The sequence below is a fragment of the Kitasatospora sp. NPDC092948 genome (genome assembly GCF_044754805.1).
In the GTDB taxonomy this organism is placed as follows: domain Bacteria; phylum Actinomycetota; class Actinomycetes; order Streptomycetales; family Streptomycetaceae; genus Kitasatospora.
On sequence record NZ_JBIVPU010000004.1, the window covers coordinates 391,019 to 409,641 of the forward strand.

The 18,623-nt window shown below is 71.9% G+C and carries 11 protein-coding genes and 1 pseudogene; 6 read left to right on the plus strand and 6 right to left on the minus strand.

What is annotated here, in order from left to right:
- Positions 1-91: 91 nt before the first annotated feature.
- Positions 92-964, minus strand: a complete 873-nt coding sequence (gene panB / locus ACIQF6_RS15435; RefSeq protein ID WP_400894621.1) for a 3-methyl-2-oxobutanoate hydroxymethyltransferase — start codon at positions 962-964, stop codon at positions 92-94.
- A gap of 212 nt (positions 965-1,176) precedes the next feature.
- On the opposite strand from panB, the gene ACIQF6_RS15440 reads away from it, so the two are divergent.
- The 3 genes from ACIQF6_RS15440 to ACIQF6_RS15450 all read left to right on the plus strand — a co-directional run bounded on the left by ACIQF6_RS15440 (position 1,177) and on the right by ACIQF6_RS15450 (position 4,613).
- Positions 1,177-2,793 (plus strand): MFS transporter, encoded by a 1,617-nt coding sequence (locus tag ACIQF6_RS15440; protein WP_400894623.1) that lies wholly within the window; start codon positions 1,177-1,179, stop codon positions 2,791-2,793.
- A 23-nt stretch (positions 2,794-2,816) separates the two neighbouring features.
- The gene (locus ACIQF6_RS15445; protein ID WP_400894625.1) at positions 2,817-3,458 is read left to right on the plus strand and encodes a TetR/AcrR family transcriptional regulator; all 642 of its coding nucleotides are present in this window, start codon (positions 2,817-2,819) and stop codon (positions 3,456-3,458) included.
- 156 nt (positions 3,459-3,614) lie between these two features.
- On the plus strand, positions 3,615-4,613 hold the full coding sequence (locus ACIQF6_RS15450; RefSeq protein ID WP_400894627.1) for an endonuclease/exonuclease/phosphatase family protein: 999 nt from the start codon (positions 3,615-3,617) through the stop codon (positions 4,611-4,613).
- A 76-nt stretch (positions 4,614-4,689) separates the two neighbouring features.
- On the opposite strand, the gene ACIQF6_RS15455 is transcribed toward ACIQF6_RS15450, so the two are convergent.
- Positions 4,690-5,547, minus strand: a complete 858-nt coding sequence (locus tag ACIQF6_RS15455; protein WP_400894629.1) for a putative protein N(5)-glutamine methyltransferase — start codon at positions 5,545-5,547, stop codon at positions 4,690-4,692.
- A 172-nt stretch (positions 5,548-5,719) separates the two neighbouring features.
- Positions 5,720-7,465, minus strand: a complete 1,746-nt coding sequence (locus tag ACIQF6_RS15460; RefSeq protein WP_400894631.1) for an NAD+ synthase — start codon at positions 7,463-7,465, stop codon at positions 5,720-5,722.
- Between the two features lie 229 nt (positions 7,466-7,694).
- Here ACIQF6_RS15460 and glnA point away from each other — a divergent pair, with 229 nt between their 5' ends.
- Positions 7,695-9,056: a type I glutamate--ammonia ligase gene (gene glnA / locus ACIQF6_RS15465; protein WP_400894634.1), complete on the plus strand. Its 1,362-nt coding sequence runs from the start codon at positions 7,695-7,697 to the stop codon at positions 9,054-9,056.
- Between the two features lie 319 nt (positions 9,057-9,375).
- Positions 9,376-12,477: a tetratricopeptide repeat protein gene (locus tag ACIQF6_RS15470; protein ID WP_400894637.1), complete on the plus strand. Its 3,102-nt coding sequence runs from the start codon at positions 9,376-9,378 to the stop codon at positions 12,475-12,477.
- A gap of 326 nt (positions 12,478-12,803) precedes the next feature.
- On the opposite strand, the pseudogene ACIQF6_RS15475 reads toward ACIQF6_RS15470, so the two are convergent.
- Positions 12,804-13,004, minus strand: a pseudogene (locus ACIQF6_RS15475) (hypothetical protein); the annotation flags it as partial.
- A 57-nt stretch (positions 13,005-13,061) separates the two neighbouring features.
- A complete protein-coding gene (locus ACIQF6_RS15480) occupies positions 13,062-14,174 on the minus strand; it encodes an acyltransferase family protein (RefSeq protein ID WP_400894640.1) in 1,113 nt (370 codons plus the stop codon).
- A gap of 111 nt (positions 14,175-14,285) precedes the next feature.
- On the opposite strand from ACIQF6_RS15480, the gene ACIQF6_RS15485 reads away from it, so the two are divergent.
- A complete protein-coding gene (locus ACIQF6_RS15485) occupies positions 14,286-17,324 on the plus strand; it encodes a bifunctional [glutamine synthetase] adenylyltransferase/[glutamine synthetase]-adenylyl-L-tyrosine phosphorylase (RefSeq protein ID WP_400894642.1) in 3,039 nt (1,012 codons plus the stop codon).
- A gap of 169 nt (positions 17,325-17,493) precedes the next feature.
- Here ACIQF6_RS15485 and ACIQF6_RS15490 read toward each other — a convergent pair whose 3' ends face one another.
- Positions 17,494-18,438: a phosphatase PAP2 family protein gene (locus tag ACIQF6_RS15490; RefSeq protein ID WP_400894644.1), complete on the minus strand. Its 945-nt coding sequence runs from the start codon at positions 18,436-18,438 to the stop codon at positions 17,494-17,496.
- Positions 18,439-18,623 lie beyond the last annotated feature (185 nt).

Genomic DNA, 18,623 nt, shown 5'->3' on the forward strand with positions numbered 1-18,623 from the left:
GGGGGAGAGGGGGCGATGACAGCAGGCGGGTGCGAGAACAGGGGCGGGCGGAGGTACTTCCCGGCCCGCCCCCGTCTTCGCGCCCGCCTGCCTACTGGAAGGAGTGCTCCGGGCCCGGGAAGGTGCCTTCGCGGACGTCCGAGGCGAACTCGCTCGCGGCCTGGGCCAGTGTCGCGCGCAGGTCGGCGTACTGCTTGACGAACTTGGGGACGCGGCCGGCCGTCATGCCGGCGAAGTCGGTCCAGACCAGGACCTGGGCGTCGGTGCCGGGGCCGCCGCCGATGCCGACGGTGGGGATGGCGGAGTGGGCGGTGACGTCGGCGGCGAGTTCGGCGGGGACGGCTTCCAGGACGACGGAGAACGCGCCGGCCTGCTGGACGGCCTTCGCGTCGCGCAGCAGCTGGTGGGCGGCCTCGTCGCCGCGGCCCTGGACGGGGTAGCCGCCGTAGGCGTGCACGGACTGGGGGGTGAGGCCGATGTGGGCCATCACCGGGATGCCGGCCTCGACGAGGAGTTCGATGGTGCGGGCGCTGCGTTCGCCGCCTTCGAGCTTGACGGCGTGGACGCCGGCCTCCTTCATCAGGCGGGCGGCGTTGTGCATGGCCTGGGCGGGGGACTCCTGGTAGGAGCCGAACGGCAGGTCGGCGACGATCAGGGAGCGCTGGGTGCCGCGGACGACGGCTGCGGAGAGCATCACCATCTGGTCCATGGTCACCGGCACGGTGGTCTCGTAGCCGAGGTGGCAGTTGCCGGCGGAGTCGCCGACCAGCAGGACGGGGATGCCGGCTTCGTCGAAGACTCCGGCGGTGAGGGCGTCGTAGGCGGTGAGCATCGCCCAGCGTTCGCCGTTGCGCTTGGCCTTGGCGAGGTCCCGCACGGTCACCCGGCGGTTGGTCACGCCGCCGTAGAGGGTGTTGGCGGGCGCGTCCTGCGTCTGGGCAGGCTGAAGCGGAGAGGCGTTCATCGAACAGACTCCTGGTGTGTGTCGTCTCGTGGCGCCGTACGGCGTCCCCGGATCTGGCTCCATGCTTGCACGCCACGGCCCGTCAGCAAAGAGGCGGAAGCCGGTCGGGGGCGCGCGGTCGCGGGAGTCCTTGGGGAGTTCTTTGCCGTTCGGTGTCCGGACCGTTGCGATACGACACCGTCTCGTATCGAAACGGCGGCTAGTGTGTTCGTATGACCTCGCCGACCGCGCCGCTCCAGGCCCATCGGGTGCCGGAAGCCGTACACCGCCGACGCTGGTGGATCCTGGGCACACTGGTGCTCGCCCTGCTCGTCGTCGTACTCGACAACTCGATCCTCAACGTGGCGATGAAGACCATCGCCACCCCCGCCCCGGTCGGCCTCGGCGCGAGCCAGAGCGACCTGGAATGGGCGATCAACTCCTACACCCTGGTCTTCGCCGGCCTGCTGTTCACCGCGGGCCTGCTGGGCGACCGGTTCGGCCGCAAGTGGACGCTGCTGTCCGGCATGGTGGTCTTCGGCCTCGGCTCGCTGCTGTCCTCGCTCGCCGCCAGCCCGGGCGAACTCATCGGCTACCGCGCGGTGATGGGCATCGGCGGCGCCTTCGTGATGCCGGCGACGCTGGCCATCATCATGAACGTCTTCGAGCGGCACGAGCAGCCCAAGGCGATCGGCATCTGGGCCGGCGCGGTGGGCCTGGCGATCGCCATCGGCCCGATCACCGGCGGCCTGCTGATCGAGCACTTCTGGTGGGGCTCGGTGTTCCTGGTGAACGTCCCCATCGTGATCGTCGCGCTCGGCCTGATGGGCTGGCTGGTCCCGAACTCCAAGGACCCCAACCCGGGCAAGCTCGACCCGGTCGGCGTGCTGCTGTCCGTGGTCGGCCTGGTCGCGCTGATCTACGGCATCATCAAGGGCGGCGAACTCGCCGACTTCACCGCCGCCGAGGCGTGGATCCCGACCCTGGTCGGCCTGCTCGCCCTGGCCGGATTCGTGCTGTACGAGAAGCGCACCAGCCACCCCGCGCTGGACGTCACCTGGTTCCGCAACAAGGTGTTCTCCGCGTCGATCGGCGTGGTCGGCATCGTGTTCTTCGCGCTGATGGGCGTCTCGTTCTTCGGCGTGTTCTACACCCAGAGCGTGCGCGGCTACAGCGCCCTGCAGGCCGGTGAGCTGATGCTGCCGCTGGCCGTCGCGCAGCTGGTCTTCGCGCCCCGGGCCCGCCTGGTGGTGGACCGGATCGGCGTCCGGCTGACCTGCGCCGGCGGCATGGTGCTGGTCACGGTCGGCTTCCTCGGCTACGCGTTCCTGACCGCGAGCAGCCCGATCTGGCTGCTGATCGTGATCGGCTTCGTGATGGGCGCCGGCATGGCGCACGTGATGCCGCCGGTGACGGTCGCCATCATGAGCGCGCTGCCGCGCGAGAAGGCCGGCGCGGGCTCCGCGCTGAACAACACCTTCCGCCAGGTCGGCGGTTCGCTGGGCATCGCGGTGCTGGGCGCGCTGCTGTCCACCGTGTACCGCAACGGCATGGACGACCACCTCGCCCCGGTGCCGGAGCAGTTCCGCAGCCGGGCCGGCGAGTCGATCGAGTCCACCCTCGGAGCGGCCGAGAAGCTGCACCTGCCGGACCTGGTCGACCCCGCCAAGGACGCGTTCATCCACGCCATGCACGTGGTGGCCGGCGTCTCGGGCGGTGTCACCCTGGTCGGCGCGGCACTCGCGATGCTGCTGCTGCCCGGCAAGCTCGCCGCCGCTCCCGGCGGACCCGGCGCACGCACCGGCGCGCAGGAGCGGGCGGACTCCGGCGCCAATCCTGCCAAGGTTTGATCGTCAGGGTGGAGAATAAGGCCATGACAAGCGCCGAATCTCCGCTCCAGCCGTGCCACGGCCCCGCCGCGGAGCAGGACGCTCCGCGGCGGGGCCGTCCGCGCAGCGAGGCCGCCGAGCAGGCGATCTACGGCGCCGTCGAGAAGCTGATGGAGGACGGCGTCGGCCTGGCCGAGCTGTCCATCGAACGGATCGCCGCCGAGGCGGGCGTCGGCAAGGCCACCATCTACCGGCGCTGGCCCAACAAGGAGGCCCTGCTGGTGGACGTGGTGGACCGGCTGGAGGAGCCGATGCCGCCACTGGCCGGCCCGACCTACCGGGACGACCTGATCGGCGCCGTCGACTACATGCGCCGGCGCGGCCTGATCAAGCGCTCCCGGTGGATCGTCAAGTCCGCGCTCGGACAGATGAACAGCTGGCCGGAGCTCAAGCAGACGTACCACGAACGGGTGGTCCACCCGCGCCGCGAGCTGATCCGGCAGATCGTCCGCCGCGGTGTCGAGGCGGGCGAACTCCGCTCCGACCTGGACGTCGAACTGCTCTGCGAACTGCTGATCGGCCCGATCCTGCTGCGCACCGTCCTGTGGGACGACGCGCCGCTGGAGGACCCCGACCTGCCCCGCCAGATGATCGACGCCGTACTCGACGGCGTCGCCGTCCGCTGACGCCGGTCCGGTTCCGAGCCCCGCCCGCCGTCCCGGCGGGAACTCTTCGCGCACTGTGCCGCGTCACTCCCGTCATAGGCTGAACCGGGAATCGAATCGGGGCAGGTCGGACGGGTCGGCGGAGGAAGCCGACAGGCACGGCGGCGAGGAGCGGGCATGGTACGGGCGGAAGGCCCGGCGGTAACGGCGGACGAGCAGACGCAGACCCGGCAGGGCCGGCTGCGCCGCTGGCTCGACTGGCGGCGCGGCCTGCCGCTCACCCTGCTCGCCGTACTGGTCACGGTGCTGCTGGTGGCGCACGCCCGGGTGCCCAACACGGTCGGCAACCTGGGCAGCCTGCTGGAGACCTTCCTGCCCTGGCTGGGCGTGACCGTGCCGGTGCTGCTGGCGCTCGCCCTGTGGCGGCGGGCCGGCGTCGCCGTCCTGGCCGCGCTGCTGCCCGCCGCGGTGTGGCTGAACCTGTTCGGCGCGCTGCTGGTCGACAAGAGCAGCGGCCCCGGCGACTTCACCGTGCTCAGCCACAACGTGGCCGCCGCCAACGACGACCCGCAGGGCACCATCCGGATGCTCACCGGCTCCGGCGCGCAGATCGTCGCCCTGCAGGAACTCTCCGCCTCCGCCGTCCCCGTGTACACCGCCGGGCTGGCGCAGGCGTACCCCTACCACGCGGTCGAGGGCACCGTCGGCCTGTGGTCCAGCTACCCGATCGACGGCGTCACCGTGGTCGACATCAAGATGGGCTGGACCCGCGCCTTCCGCGCCGAGGTCACCACCTCCAAGGGCCCGCTCGCGGTGTACGTCGCCCACCTGCCCTCGGTGCGGGTCACGTTCGACACCGGCTTCACCGCCGGCCGCCGGGACGTCAGCGTGCAGGCCCTCGGCGACGCCGTCGCGCACGAGCCGCTGAGCAAGGTGCTGCTGCTCGGCGACCTCAACGGCACCGTCAACGACCGCAGCCTGGCCCCCGTCACCTCGCAGCTGCGCTCCGCCCAGGGCGCGGCCGGCGACGGCTTCGGCTTCTCCTGGCCGGCGTCCTTCCCGATGGCCCGGATCGACCAGATCCTCAGCAAGGGCGGCCTCGTCCCCACCGACTCCCGCACCCTGCCGGCGGACGCCAGCGACCACCTCGCGGTGGCCGCGAGCTACCGCTACTGACGGAGCGCACAACCAGGGGCGGGGGAACTGCGCGACAAGCGCACGTCATGTCCGCAAGGTCGCGATCACGTGCAGGTCACTGTCCTGCCTCGCGATCTTGCGGACGTGGTGCGTTCCCCTTCGTGCAGTTCCCCGCGCCCCCGGTTTCGCACCCACCCGCTCTCGTGCCGATCACCACGGTCGCGTCCCGGTCCTCGTCCTGTTCGACCCGGGCGGTCAGGCCCTGATCGGCCATCAGCGCGGCCGTCGCCGGGGCCTGCCGCCGACTGGTCTCGATCAGCAGGTGCCCGCCGGGGGCGAGCCAGCGCGGGGCGACGGCCGCCACCCGGCGCTGTACCGACAGGCCGTCGGCGCCGCCGTCCAGGGCGACCGGGGGTTCGTGGTCGCGGGCCTCCGGCGGCAGCAGCGGGATCTCGTCGGTCGGCACGTACGGGGCGTTGGCCACCAGCAGCCAGACCCGGCCGCGCAGCGTCCGCGGGAGGGGGGCGTCCAGGTCGCCCAGGTGCACCGCGCCGCCGTACGGGGCCAGGTTGCGGCGGGCGCAGGCGGCGGCGGTCGGGTCGACGTCGGCGGCGTGCAGTTCGACGTCACCGAGCCGGGCGGCCAGCGCCGCGCCGATCGCGCCGGAGCCGCAGCACAGGTCCAGCACCACTGTGCCGGGCCCGCCCAGTGTGGCGGCCCGCTCGACCAGGAACTCGCTGCGCCGGCGCGGCACGAACACGTCCGGGGCGAGCGCGATGCGCAGTCCGGCGAACTCGGCGAAGCCCACCACCTGCTCCAACGGGTGCCCGGCGCACCGCAGTTCGAGCATCTCGGCGAGCCGGTCGGGGCTGTCGGCGGCGGACCGCAGCAGCCGGGCCTCGTCCTCGGCGAAGACGCAGCCGGCCGCCCGCAGCCGGTCGACGACGCGGGCGGGGGAAAGGGGGAGCGACACGAAGACCTCTTCGAAGAGCCTTGCGGGCTCCCGTCCGGTCAGACCGCGGCCCGACGGCGGGGGAGCACCTCGACAACCTGCACGGTGATCTCTCCCACCTCCTTCGGCCGGTGCGCCGTCCATGATCGGGCGCGTCTCGCGGCGCTCACCCTAACCCCTGCCGTGGGCCTTGTCAGCCCTGTCGCCAGCGGTTGGTGATCGGCAGCCGGCGGTCGCGGCCGAAGTTCTTCGGCGAGACCTTCGGGCCCGGCGGGTACTGCCGGCGCTTGTACTCGGCGGTGTCGACCAGGCGCACCACCCGGTCCACCACCTCGGCCGGGAAGCCCTCGGCGACGATCGCGTCCCGGCCCCGGTCGCCCTCGACGTACCGGTCCAGGACGGCGTCCAGCAGGTCGTAGTCCGGCAGCGAGTCGGTGTCGACCTGGTCGGGCCGCAGCTCTGCGGACGGCGGCTTGCTGATGGTGTTCTCCGGGATCGGCGGCACCTCGCCGCGCGCCTCGGCCCGGGCGTTGCGCCAGCGGGCCAGCCGGAAGATCAGCGACTTGTAGACGTCCTTGATCGGGCCGTACGCGCCGACCGAGTCGCCGTACAGCGTCGAGTAGCCGACCGCGAGTTCGCTCTTGTTGCCCGGGGCGAGGACGATCTGCCCCTCCTGGTTGGAGATCGCCATCAGCAGGGTGCCGCGCAGCCGGGACTGCAGGTTCTCCTCCGCCAGGCCGGTCAGTTCGGTGGCGCCCATGTACGCGTCGAACATCGGGGCGATCGGGACGGTGCGGAAGTGCAGGCCGGTGCGGCGGGCCAGCTCGGCGGCGTCGTCGCGGGAGTGCTGCGAGGAGTAGCGCGAGGGCATCGAGACGCCGTACACGTGCTCCGCGCCGATCGCGTCCACCGCGATCGCCGCGACCAGCGCCGAGTCGATGCCGCCGGACAGGCCGATCAGCACCGAGCGCATGCCGTTCTTGCGGACGTACGCCCGGGTGCCTTCGACCAGCGCCGCGTACACCTCGGCCTCGTCGCCCAGCCGCTCGCCGATCCGCGGCAGCACGGGCTCGGCCGGGGCGGGCTTCGGCTCGCCGCCGAGGTCGACCCGGGTGAGCCTGAGGCCGTCGGCGAGGACGGTGCCGTCCGGCAGGCCGGGCTCGGTCGCGGCCGGCAGGTCGAGGTCCATGACCAGCAGCGCCTCCTCGAACTGCGGTCCGCGGGCGAGCAGTTCGCCGCCCTCGTCGACCACCAGCGACTCGCCGTCGAAGACCAGCTCGTCCTGCGCGCCGACCATGTTCAGGTACACCAGCGGGCAGCCGGCCTCGGCGGCGCGGCGGCGGACCAGCTCCAGCCGGACGTCGTCCTTGTCCCGCTCGTACGGGGAGCCGTTGATCGACAGCAGCAGCCCCGCGCCGGCCTGGCCGGTGGCGGCGACCCGGCCGCCCTCCTGCCAGATGTCCTCGCAGATCGCCAGCGCGATGTCCACGCCGTGCAGTCGAAGGACCGTCAGCTGATCGCCCGGCACGAAGTAGCGGTACTCGTCGAACACGCCGTAGTTCGGCAGGAAGTGCTTGGCGAACCGGGTGACGACCTCGCCGCCGCGCAGCACCGCCGCACAGTTCTGCGGCTTCCCCGCGAACCGGCTGCCCGGCTCGCCGCGGCCCAGGTAGCCGACCACCACCGGGATCCCGCCCAGGCCCTCGGCCTGCAGCTCGGTCGCCAGGTCCACCAGGGCGGCGCGCGAGCCCTCCACGAACGAGTCGCGGAACGCCAGGTCCTCGACCGGGTAGCCGGTGAGCACCATCTCCGGGAACGCGATCAGGTCGGCGCCGGACTCGGCGGCCCGCTTCGACCAGCGCAGCACCTCCTCGCTGTTGCGGGCGAGGTCACCGACCCAGGGGTCGATCTGGCACAGGGCGAGACGCAGATTCGGCATGACCCCGAGTGTAATCGTCTAACTGACGTTATGTCGCTCGGGGTGGCCTTGCGAGCTGCTTGCCCCGGTGGCCGCCGCGGTCGGCAAGCGGGCGGGGATCCGCCATGATGGGGACGGCGCGTTCGGCGCGGTGCGGATCCGGCGCGCAGTCGGTCCGACACGGCGCGTACGACGCGTGGGACGCGCAGGGCGTAACACGGGCGTAAAGAGCAGAGGTGAGACTGTCCCCATGGGCAAGCAGCAGGATTTCGTGCTTCGCACACTCGAAGAGCGTGACATCCGGTTCGTCCGGCTGTGGTTCACCGACGTCCTCGGCTTCCTCAAGTCGGTGGCGGTCGCCCCGGCGGAACTGGAGCAGGCCTTCGAGGAGGGCATCGGCTTCGACGGCTCCGCGATCGAGGGCTTCGCCCGGGTGTACGAGTCCGACATGATCGCCAAGCCGGACCCGACCACCTTCCAGATACTGCCGTGGCGCTCCGAGAACCCCGGTACCGCCCGGATGTTCTGCGACATCCTGATGCCCGACGGCTCGCCGTCCTACGCCGATCCGCGCTACGTCCTCAAGCGCACCCTGGAGAAGGCCTCCGAGCAGGGGTTCACCTTCTACACCCACCCCGAGATCGAGTTCTTCCTGCTCAAGGACCTCCCCGGCGACGGCACCCCGCCCACCCCCGCCGACCACTCCGGCTACTTCGACCACACCCCGCGCGGCATCGGCCACGACTTCCGCCGCCAGGCCATCACCATGCTCGAAAACATGGGCATCTCGGTCGAGTTCAGCCACCACGAGGGCGCGCCCGGCCAGCAGGAGATCGACCTGCGCTACGCCGACGCGCTCTCCACCGCCGACAACATCATGACCTTCCGCCTGGTCATGAAGGAGGTCGCCCTCGAACAGGGCGCCCACGCCAGCTTCATGCCCAAGCCGTTCTCCAACTTCCCCGGCTCCGGCATGCACACCCACGTCTCCCTCTTCGAGGGCGACCGCAACGCGTTCCACGAGTCCGGCGCCGAGTACCAGCTCTCCAAGGTCGGCCGCTCCTTCATCGCCGGCCTGCTCAAGTACGCCGCCGAGACCGCCGCCGTCACCAACCAGTGGGTCAACTCCTACAAGCGCATCTGGGGCGGCTCCCAGCGCACCGCCGGCGCCGGCGGCGAAGCCCCCTCCTACATCTGCTGGGGCCACAACAACCGCTCCGCCCTGATCCGCGTCCCCATGTACAAGCCCGGCAAGCAGGGCTCCACCCGCATCGAGGTCCGCTCCCTCGACACCGGCTGCAACCCCTACCTCGCCTACGCCGTCACCCTCGCCGCCGGTCTCAAGGGCATCGAGGACAACCTCGAACTCCCGCCCGGCGCCGACGACGACGTCTGGGCCCTGACCGACGCCGAACGCCGCGCCCTCGGCATCCAGCCCATGCCGCAGAACCTCGGCGAGGCGATCGACCTCATGCAGCGCAGCGAACTCGTCGCCGAGACGCTGGGCGAGCACGTCTTCGACTTCTTTTTGCGGAACAAGCGGCAGGAGTGGGAGGAGTACCGCTCGGAGGTCACGCCGTTCGAGCTGCGGAAGATTCTCCAGGTGCTGTAGGCCTTCTTTTCGTCCGCCTGCCCCGGGGTCTTCCGTTCGCCCTGGGGTCCGGCGGTCCGGCCGTGCGGTACGGCGCTGTTCAAGCGGGTGGACGACGGGACACGGGCCTGCCGGAGCGTCATGAAGTGCGAGCGGGGCCACGGTTGGTGGCGGTGGCTGGACCGCCCGGGCGAACCGCTGGAGGTCTGTCCGCCGGATCTCCTCGAAGCGCTTGGTTGCTAGGCTCTTTGGCCTTGGGGGTGGCCATGATCGGACTGTTCGTCCGGTTGCGTGAGCGGAGCATGAACGTCCGGCAGCGAGCCGGTGGGACGGCGGCGCGGTGAGCGGCGGACGAGGTGTTCCGCAGCCTTCGCGGCAGGAGCTGATCCGGCGCCGGCGGCGGAGTGGCTTCGTCGGGCGGCGCAGTGAACTGGCGGCTTTCACCGAGGCGTTGAGGGGTGCGCCGGAGGACGCGGCGCAGTTCCTGTTCCATGTGCACGGGCCCGGCGGGGTCGGGAAGTCCACGCTGGTGCGGCAGATGGAGACGGCTGCGCGGGACGTGCAGGCCGCCACCGGTTACGTCGACGAGTCGGTGACCGATCCGGTCGAGGCGATGAAGTCTCTCGCCGGGCAGTTCGCGCAGCAGGGCACGCCGATGAAGGCGCTGGAGCGGCTGCTGAACACGTATCAGCAGCGGCGGCACGAGGCGGACGCCGGCGTGGTGGCGGAGGGCCCGTCCCCGTCGCCGTCGCCCGGCAGCGTGATCGCGTCGCGGGTCGGTCTGGTCGGGCTGGGGATGATCCCCGGGGTGGGGGCGTTCACGGGTGCGCTGGACGCCGGTCAAGTCGCTGCCGGGGCCGAGCAGTTGAAGGGCGTGCTCAGCGCGCGGTTCCGCAGCCATGAGGACGTGCAGCTGGTGCTCTCGCCCGTCCGGGCGCTGGCGCCGGTGTTCTTGCAGGAGCTGGCGGAGATCGCGCAGCGGCGCAGCTGGGTGGTGCTGTTCTTCGACACCTACGAGCGCACCGGGCCGCTGCTCGACACCTGGCTGCGGGACATCCTGGTCAGCGACCGGTACGGCGAACTGCCCGCGAACGTCCTGGTGGTGCTGGCCGGGCAGGGGCGGCTGGACGCGCAGTGCTGGGGCGACTGGCTGGACTTCGTCGCGGACCTGCCGCTGGACGTCTTCACCGAGGCGGAGGCGCGACAGCTGCTGGCAGCCAAGGGGGTCTCCGACGAGCACGTGATCGAGGTGATTCTCCGGCTGTCAGGGCGGCTGCCGCTGCTGGTCTCCACCCTCGCGGAATCGCAGCCCGCCGAGGCGGTCGAAGTCGGCGACCCGAGCGGCACCGCTGTCGAACGCTTCCTGAAGTGGGAGACCCGGCCGGAGCGGCGGGCGGCGGCGCTGGCGTGCGCGCTGCCGCAGGAGCTGGACGAGGACGTGTACCGGGCGGCCGTCGAGGACGAAGAAGCGCGGGAGTTGTTCGGGTGGCTGCGGTCGATGCCGTTCGTGATTGATCGGTCGGGGCGGTGCCACTACCACGAGGTGGTGCGGACGGCGATGCTGAGGTTGCAGCGGCAGCAGTCGCCGGTGCGGTGGCAGCAGCAGCACGGGCGGTTGGCGGAGACGTTCGCCGAGTGGCGTTCGCAGTTGGCCTGTGATGCAGCGGGGTTGAACGAGCGTTGGCGGGACGAGCGGTGGTCCGGGTGTCGCCTCCAGGAGACGTACCACCGGCTGTGCGCGGATCCGGAGCGGGAGCTGCCCCTCGCGCTGCGCGAGTTGCTCGACGCCTGGAGCCACAGCACCGCGACGCTCCAGCGCTGGGTCCGGATGCTCGTCCGGGCGGGGAACGACACGGACGCGAGGGAACTCCGGAAGTGGGGTGACGGGTTGGCCGCCGCAGCGGCCGAGCCGCAGGCCGGGATCGCCGTGATGACGCTGCTGCTGTCCGGTACGGTCCTCGATCGTCCGAGCCGGGCCGTGGCGCACCGCCTGCGCGGCATCGGACACCACAGGGAGCAGCAACATGACCTGGCACTCGCGGACTTCGACAGGTCGGTCACCCTGGACCCGGATCGGCCGGAGGCGCTGCACAGCCGCGGACGCGCGCTGATCGGCGAGGAACGGTACGAGGAGGCGTTGGCCGACCTCGGCCGGGCCGTCGAGCTGGACCCCGACTATGCCGTGGCCTTCGCCACCCGGGGCAACGCATTCCGACTGATGGGGCGTCATCAAGAGGCGCTGGCCGACCTTGACCGGGCCGTCGAGCTGGACTCGAGCCACAGCTGGGCCTTTGCGCGTCGCGGTGACACGTATCGGGAGCTGAGACGGTACGAGGAGGCGATGACTGACCTCGACCGGGCCATTGAGTTGGACCCCCACAACATCTGGGCCTTCGTGACCCGCGCCCAAATCCACCGGATGTCAGGCCGGCTTGAGGAGGCGTTGGGGGATCTTGTGCGGGTTTCCGAATTCAACGCCGAGAACGTCTGGCTCCTCACCTTTCGGGGCAGGATTTACCAGGCGTTGGGTCGGTTCGAGGACGCGCTGGCCGAGTACGGTCGGGCCATGGAGCTGGACCCGGAGTATGCGTGGGCGTTCCGCTTCCGGGGCAGGATTTACCAGGTGCTGGGTCGGTTCGAGGACGCGCTGGCCGAGTACGGTCGGGCCATGGAGCTCGATCCGATTTCCCCCTGGGTGGTGATGCAGCGCGCGCATGTCTACCAGGCGCTGGGGCGTTCCCAGGAGGCGCTCGCCGATTGTGATCGCGCTTTTCAGCTCGTGCCGGAATCCGATTTTGCCTATAGCTCGCGGGCTGATATCTACCGGTCTCTGGGGCGCTTTCGAGAGGCACTTGCCGATTACGATCGCGCTGTTCAGCTTTCGCCCGACCTTGCGTGGGTCCACAGCTCTCGGGCCGACGTGCAACGGCTGATGGGGTATTACCAGGAGGCATTGGCCGGCTATAGCCGGGCGGTGGAGCTCGACTCCGATGATTCGACCCGGGGGATCGCGCGGCGTGGATTGGCGTACCGCCTGCTGGGACGCTATCCCGAAGCGTTGGCCGATCTCGGTCGGGCGATCGAGGCTGAGCCCGGCGAGGCCTGGTACCACTACGAGATGGCAGTGACCCTTCACGCCCTCGGCCGGTCGGAGCGTGACTCCTTTCTGGCCCGGGCTCTTGAGCTTCTCGAACCGGGCAACGGCGTCGATGACCTGGGCAGCAGGGTGCTCGTCCATGCCGCAGCGGCACATCCGGATGCGGCTGCCGGTGCGCTGGAGGTGTTCCTGCGGATCGGCCCGGCTGTCGGGCGGATTGTCGAACTGCACGTTGAGCTCGGCACGTTGGTTCAGGTCGTCCCGTCGGTCGCCGCGCAGGTGGCGGACCTGCAACAGCGACTGTCGGACGCCCTTCCGCCGGAAACCCGAGCGATGCTGAACTGACGCAGGGTCAGGCGCGCGCAGCTGGTCGGGAGCTACTGGAGCGCGGGCGGTGGCGGGGGCGTACTTGTGCCCGTGCAGTCCGCTGCGTCCCGAAGCGGCGCGACTGCGGCGGGGTGACCGGCTCCACTCGAAGTCGGGACAGGACCCAGTGCAGTCGGGCGAGATCCGTTCTCCCCTGAGCTGCTTCGACGACGGTTCGGGCGGAACGAGGACGGGAGCTCCGGCCTGGCGGGAGGCTTCGAGGCGGGCGGCCGTCTTGCGGTCGTGGCGGAGAAGCAGGGAGAGCGTGTGGGGGCCGAGCACCGGGGACCTGGCGGGCTGGTCCTTCATGCGGCGTCCAGCCCGGCGTCCGGGGAGTTGCCCTCGCCGAACAGCTCGCGGTGGGCTCCTTCGACCTCTTGTTCCGTCAGCGCGCCGTGGTGGGCCTCGTGCGGGGCGACGATTTCTGCGAGGCCGTCCATGGCGGGCTGATGGGGGACGGCTTCGGTGATGCCGCCGGACCCGCCGAGGTGCCCGGCGCATGTACGGCGCCCGGTGAGCGTGTGGGCGCGGAGGACGTGCCGGTCGCACTCCCTGACGGGTGATCACCTGTGGCGCGCGGGCAGGGAAGGGGACGGGCCCGGCTCCGGGCGGCGGGGGGCGAGAAGGGAAATGCGGACGGGGTGGTCGCGGAGGAGGCGTTCGAGGGGGCGTTCCGCGCAGTGGTGGAGGGTGGCGGCGAGGGTGAGGGAGGCGGTGGTGAGGAGGAGCCAGGTGGTGGCGGTGGGGAGGCCGGGGGCGGGGTGGCCGTAGTGGTGGAGCCAGGGGCGGAAGGTGATCTCGTGGACGAGGTACCAGGCGAAGGACCAGTCGCCGAGGCGGGTGAAGGCGGGGTGGGTGAGGGGGCCGCGGCCGCGGAGGTCGGCCTGGGCGGTGGCGGTGACGAGGGCGGCGAAGAGCGGGGCGGAGAGTAGGTGGGAGGCGCTGTAGGGGCTGTACCAGAGGTGGTCGGGGACGGCGTGGTGCCAGGGGATCAGGAGCAGATGGAAAGCGCTTACCGCAAGCCAGGTCGGCAGTAGCGGGACGGTGGGGAGGCGGCCGCGGCGCAGTGCGAGGCCGAGGGCCACGCCGAGCAGGAACTGCGGGGTGCGGGTGAGGGGGAGGTAGTCGAGCAGCCAACTGCGCAGTGAGGGGTCGGCGATCCAGGCGCCGGCAAGCCACAGGAGTGGGCCCGCGAGGTAGCAGAGCAGGGCGGTGCGCGGGCCGGGGCGGAGGCGCACGAGGAGGGGGAAGAGCAGGTAGAACCAGGCTTCGTCGCCGAGTGACCAGCCGGCCGGGTTGCCGCCCATGACGGTGGCGTGGTTCCAGGGGTGGAGGAGGGGGAGCGACCACAGGGCGGCGGTGACGGGGACCGCCGCGCCGACGGCCGCGTACACGGCGAGCGAGGCGCCGGTGGTGAGGGCGTGCAGGGGCCAGATCCGGGCGAGGCGGCGGCGGTAGAAGCGCCGGGCGGGGACGGGGGAGTCGGCGTACGTCCAGGCGAGCACGAAGCCGGACAGCACGAAGAAGAACGTCACGCCCGAACGCCCGTACCAGGCAAGGGGGCTGAGCAGTGGCAGCGTGCCGACCTGGCGGGACAGGTGGTAGCCGACCACCAGCAGGGCGGCCAGGAAGCGCAGCCCGGTGAGGGAGGGGAGCCGGGAGGGGAGTGGCGTCACCCCCGGGCCAACGAGAGCGGCGGACGGTGCGTCACGGGCGGGGTACGGGGGCAACAGGAACGTACGCTTCGGGCACGGGCGACGAACGGGCGACGAACGGGAGGCGGAACGGTGGAGGAACGGGCCGGGAGCCGGGTCAGCCGGCTGGAGACCCGACTGGTGCGGCGCGGATTCTCCGACCCCGACCAGGCGGTGCGACTGCTCGACGAACCGGCGCTGCACGGGCTCGCCGCCGACCCGGTGCTGCTGGACGCGCTGGGTGCCGCCGCCGATCCCGACCAGGCGCTGTTCGGCCTGGCCCGGCTGCTGGAGGCGCTCGACCCGCACGAGCGGCACACCCTGCGCGACACCCTCACCACGTCCAAGCCGCTGCGCGACCGGCTGCTCGGGGTGCTGGGGGCCTCGGCCGCGCTCGGCGACCACCTGGCCCGGCACCCCCGGGACTGGCACGCCCTGGTCACCTTCGAACTGCGCGACATCCACCCCGGGCCCGGTGACTTCCTCGGCGAGCTCGCGCGTCGGGTCGAGCCCGGCGGGAACGAGGCCGACGCGCTGCGCGCCGCCTACCGGCGCTGCCTGCTGACGATCGCCGCCCGCGACCTGTCCGGCACCACCGACCTGCCGCAGACCGCCGCCGAACTGGCCGACCTGGCGGGCGCCACCCTGCAGACCGCGCTGGACCTCGCCGCCGCCGCGGACCCGGAGGCCGCCGCGGCCTGCCGGCTGGCGGTGATCGGCATGGGCAAGTGCGGCGGCCGGGAGCTCAACTACGTCTCCGACGTGGACGTGATCTTCGTCGCCGAGCCGCGCGACGGCGTGGACGAGCAGCGGGCGATGCAGGCCGCGACCCGGCTCGCCGCGCACCTGATGCGGCTCTGCTCGGACACCACCGGCGAGGGCGCGATCTGGCCGGTGGACGCCAACCTGCGCCCCGAGGGCCGCAACGGGCCGCTGGTGCGCACCCTGGCCAGCCACCTCGCCTACTACCGGCGGTGGGCCAAGACCTGGGAGTTCCAGGCCCTGCTGAAGGCCCGCTCGGTCGCCGGGGACGCCGACCTCGGCCGCGCCTACGGCGAAGCCGTGGCCCCGCTGGTGTGGGAGGCCGCCGCCCGCGAGCACTTCGTCGCCGACGTCCAGCAGATGCGCCGCCGGGTGGTCGACGCGATCCCGGCGGGAGAGCTGGAACGGCAGCTGAAACTCGGCCCGGGCGGCCTGCGGGACGTCGAGTTCGCCGTCCAGCTGCTGCAACTCGTGCACGGCCGGACCGACGAGGGCCTGCGCAGCGGCAACACCCTGGAAGCGCTTTCCGCCCTCTCCGCCGGCGGGTACGTGGGCCGCGCCGACGCCGCCTCGCTGGACGGGGCGTACCGCTTCCTGCGCACCCTCGAACACCGCATCCAGCTGCACCGGCTGCGCCGCACCCACCTGATGCCCACCGACCCGGCCGACCTGCGCCGACTCGCCCGCAGCATGGCCCCGCTGATCAAGGGGGACACCAGGGACGACCCGGTGACCGCGCTGCAACGCGAGTGGAAGCGGCACTCCGTGGAGGTGCGGCGGCTGCACGAGCGGCTGTTCTACCGGCCGCTGCTGGACGCCGTCGCCGAACTGCCGGTCGCCGAACTCCGGGTCACCCGCGAAGGCGCGGCCGGACTCACCGCCGAGGCCGCCCGCCAGCGCCTCGCCGCGCTCGGCTACGCCGACCCGGCCGCCGCGCTGCGGCACATCTCCGCGCTCGCCTCCGGCGTCAGCCGCAAGGCCGCCATCCAGCGCACCCTGCTGCCGGTGCTGCTCGGCTGGTTCGCCGACTCCGCGGACCCGGACGCCGGCCTGCTCAACTTCCGCCAGGTCTCCGACGCGCTCGGCGCCACCCCCTGGTACCTGCGGCTGCTGCGCGACGAGGGCGCCGCCGCCGAACAGCTGGCCCGGGTGCTGTCCGCCGGCCGGCTCGCCCCCGACCTGCTGCTGCGCGCCCCCGAGGCGGTCGCCATGCTCGGCGACTCCACCGGACTGGCGCCGCGCGGCCGGGCCGCGCTGGAGGCCGAGATCCTCGCCGCAGTCGGACGCGCCGAGGGCCCCTCGGCCGGGGTGGCGGCGGCCCGGTCGGTGCGCCGCCGCGAACTGTTCCGCACCGCCGCCGCCGACCTGCTCGGACGGCTCGACGACGACCCCGCACGCGCGCTGGACGCCACCGGCGAGGCGCTCACCTCGATCACCGCCGCCACCCTCCAGGGCGCGCTGCGCGCCGCGACGGCCGGCTGGGAGCAGCGCAACGGCGAACTGCCCACCCGGATCGCGGTCATCGGCATGGGACGGTTCGGCGGCCACGAACTCGGCTACGGCTCCGACGCGGACGTGCTCTTCGTCCACGAGCCGCGACTCGGCGTCCTGGACGAGGCCGCGGCGGAAGCGGCCAAGGCCGTGATCGGCGAGCTGCGGACGCTACTGGCCGCGCCCTCCGTCGAACCGCCGCTGGAGGTCGACGCGGACCTGCGCCCGGAGGGCCGCAACGGGCCGCTGGTGCGCACCCTCGCCTCGTACGCCGGGTACTACGCGCGCTGGTCGCACGCCTGGGAGAGCCAGGCGCTGCTGCGGGCCGAACCGATGGCCGGCGACCTCGAACTCGGGGCACGCTTCCGGGACCTGATCGACCCCCTCCGCTACCCCGGCACGGGCGTGCCCGAACGCGACCTGACCGAGATCCGCCGCATCAAGGCCCGCATCGAGGCGGAACGGCTGCCCCGCGGCGCCGACCCCACCACCCACACGAAGATCGGCCGCGGCGGGCTGGCGGACGTCGAGTGGACGGTGCAGCTGCTCCAGCTCCAGCACGGCCACGAGATCCCGGGGCTGCGCACCACCCGGACCCGGGCGGCGCTGGCCGCCGCGACGGAGGCCGGGCTGGTGGAACGGGAGGACGCGGAGGTGCTGGACGCCGCGTGGGTGCTCGCCTCGCGGGTGCGGGCCGCGGTGATGCTGGTGCGGGGGCGGGCTGGGGACAGTTTCCCGGGCGACGCGAGGGAACTGGCGGGGGTGGCGCGGTACCTGGGGTACGGGGTCGGGCACTCGGGGGAGCTGCTCGACGACTACCGTCGCGTGACGCGACGGGCACGGCACGCGGTGGAGCGACTGTTCTACGGGGCGGAGTAGACGGGCGCGAAATCAGGGGCGCGGGGAACTGCGCGACAAGCGCAAGTCACGTCCGCAAGGTCGCGAGCAAGTGCAGGTCATTGTCCTGCGTCGCGATCTTGCGGACGTGGTGCGTTCCCCTTCGCGCAGTTCCCCGCGCCCCTGGTTGTGCGCTCCCCGGTCGTGCCCTTTACGCGGAGACTTTCGTGTCCCAGGAGACCGGAACAGTCAGGGCCTGCGCCGGGGCGTCGTCCGGGTTGCGGGGGAGGCGGTAGACCCAGTTGTGGTAGATCAGCCGGGCCGCGGCGAAGCCGACGATCAGGCAGATCTCGCCGCCGACCGCGTCCAGCCAGAAGTGGTTCGCGGTGGAGATGATCACGGTGAGGGTGACCAGGGGGTAGGCGAGGCCGAGGACGCGGACCCAGGTGCGGCGGGCCAGGAAGAAGATGGTCAGGCCGCACCACATGGACCAGCCGATGTGCATGGAGGGCATGGCCGCGAACTGGTTGGAGACGTGTGCGCCCGCGCCGGAGGCCATGGAGCCCCAGGTCTTGTGGAGTGTGACGGTGTCGATGAAACCGGCGTCCATCAGGCGGGGCGGGGCGAGGGGGAAGAAGTAGAAGCCGACGAGCGCGATGCCGGTGGTGATGAAGAGCACCGTGCGGGCGGCGGCGTAGCGGCCGGGGTGGGAGCGGTAGAGCCAGACCAGTACGCCGATGGTGACGATGAAGTGCAGGGTGGCGTAGTAGTAGTTCATCCCGACGATCAGCCAGGTGACCGAGTTCACGCCGTGGTTGATCGAGCGCTCGACGGCGATGCCGATGGTCTGCTCGAAGTGCCAGACCCAGTTGGCGTGCTTGTGCGCTATCGCGGCCTGTTCGGGAACGGCGTTGCGGACCAGCGAGTACAGCCAGTAGCTGATGCCGATCAGGGCCAGTTCGAAGAGCAGGTGCGGGCGGCGCGGGGTGCGTCGCTGTTCGCGCAGGCGGCCGCGGAGGCCGGTGGCGGGCGGCTGGGCGATGCGGGTGGCTCCGCCGGGCTTGCGGGCGGTGTGGTCCGTGCCCGGGTCGGAACCGCCGCGCGTGCTCTCGGCGCGGTCGGCGCCGGCTGCGTGGATCTCGGTCGGTTCCCCCATGGACGAGAAGTCTGCCAGACGAGGTGTGGCCGCTTGCTCATCCTGTGGTCGGGGATTCTTCACCGACTGTCCCCCTACGGGGGTAGGGGTCGGTCGGTCTTCGAGGCGCATGCGGTCCATTGTGGCGCGCGGGTTACCGGGGGTCGAACCGGGGTCTCGTTCGTGCCCGGTACGTGCGGAGGGGG

What these genes read in the sequence shown, in the direction of transcription:
- panB (WP_400894621.1), bottom strand. Translation starts at nt 964, where the DNA reads ATGAACGCCTCTCCGCTTCAGCCTGCCCAGACGCAGGACGCGCCCGCC.
- ACIQF6_RS15440 (WP_400894623.1), top strand. Translation starts at nt 1,177, where the DNA reads ATGACCTCGCCGACCGCGCCGCTCCAGGCCCATCGGGTGCCGGAAGCC.
- ACIQF6_RS15445 (WP_400894625.1), top strand. Translation starts at nt 2,817, where the DNA reads ATGACAAGCGCCGAATCTCCGCTCCAGCCGTGCCACGGCCCCGCCGCG.
- ACIQF6_RS15450 (WP_400894627.1), top strand. Translation starts at nt 3,615, where the DNA reads ATGGTACGGGCGGAAGGCCCGGCGGTAACGGCGGACGAGCAGACGCAG.
- ACIQF6_RS15460 (WP_400894631.1), bottom strand. Translation starts at nt 7,465, where the DNA reads ATGCCGAATCTGCGTCTCGCCCTGTGCCAGATCGACCCCTGGGTCGGT.
- glnA (WP_400894634.1), top strand. Translation starts at nt 7,695, where the DNA reads ATGGGCAAGCAGCAGGATTTCGTGCTTCGCACACTCGAAGAGCGTGAC.
- ACIQF6_RS15490 (WP_400894644.1), bottom strand. Translation starts at nt 18,438, where the DNA reads ATGGGGGAACCGACCGAGATCCACGCAGCCGGCGCCGACCGCGCCGAG.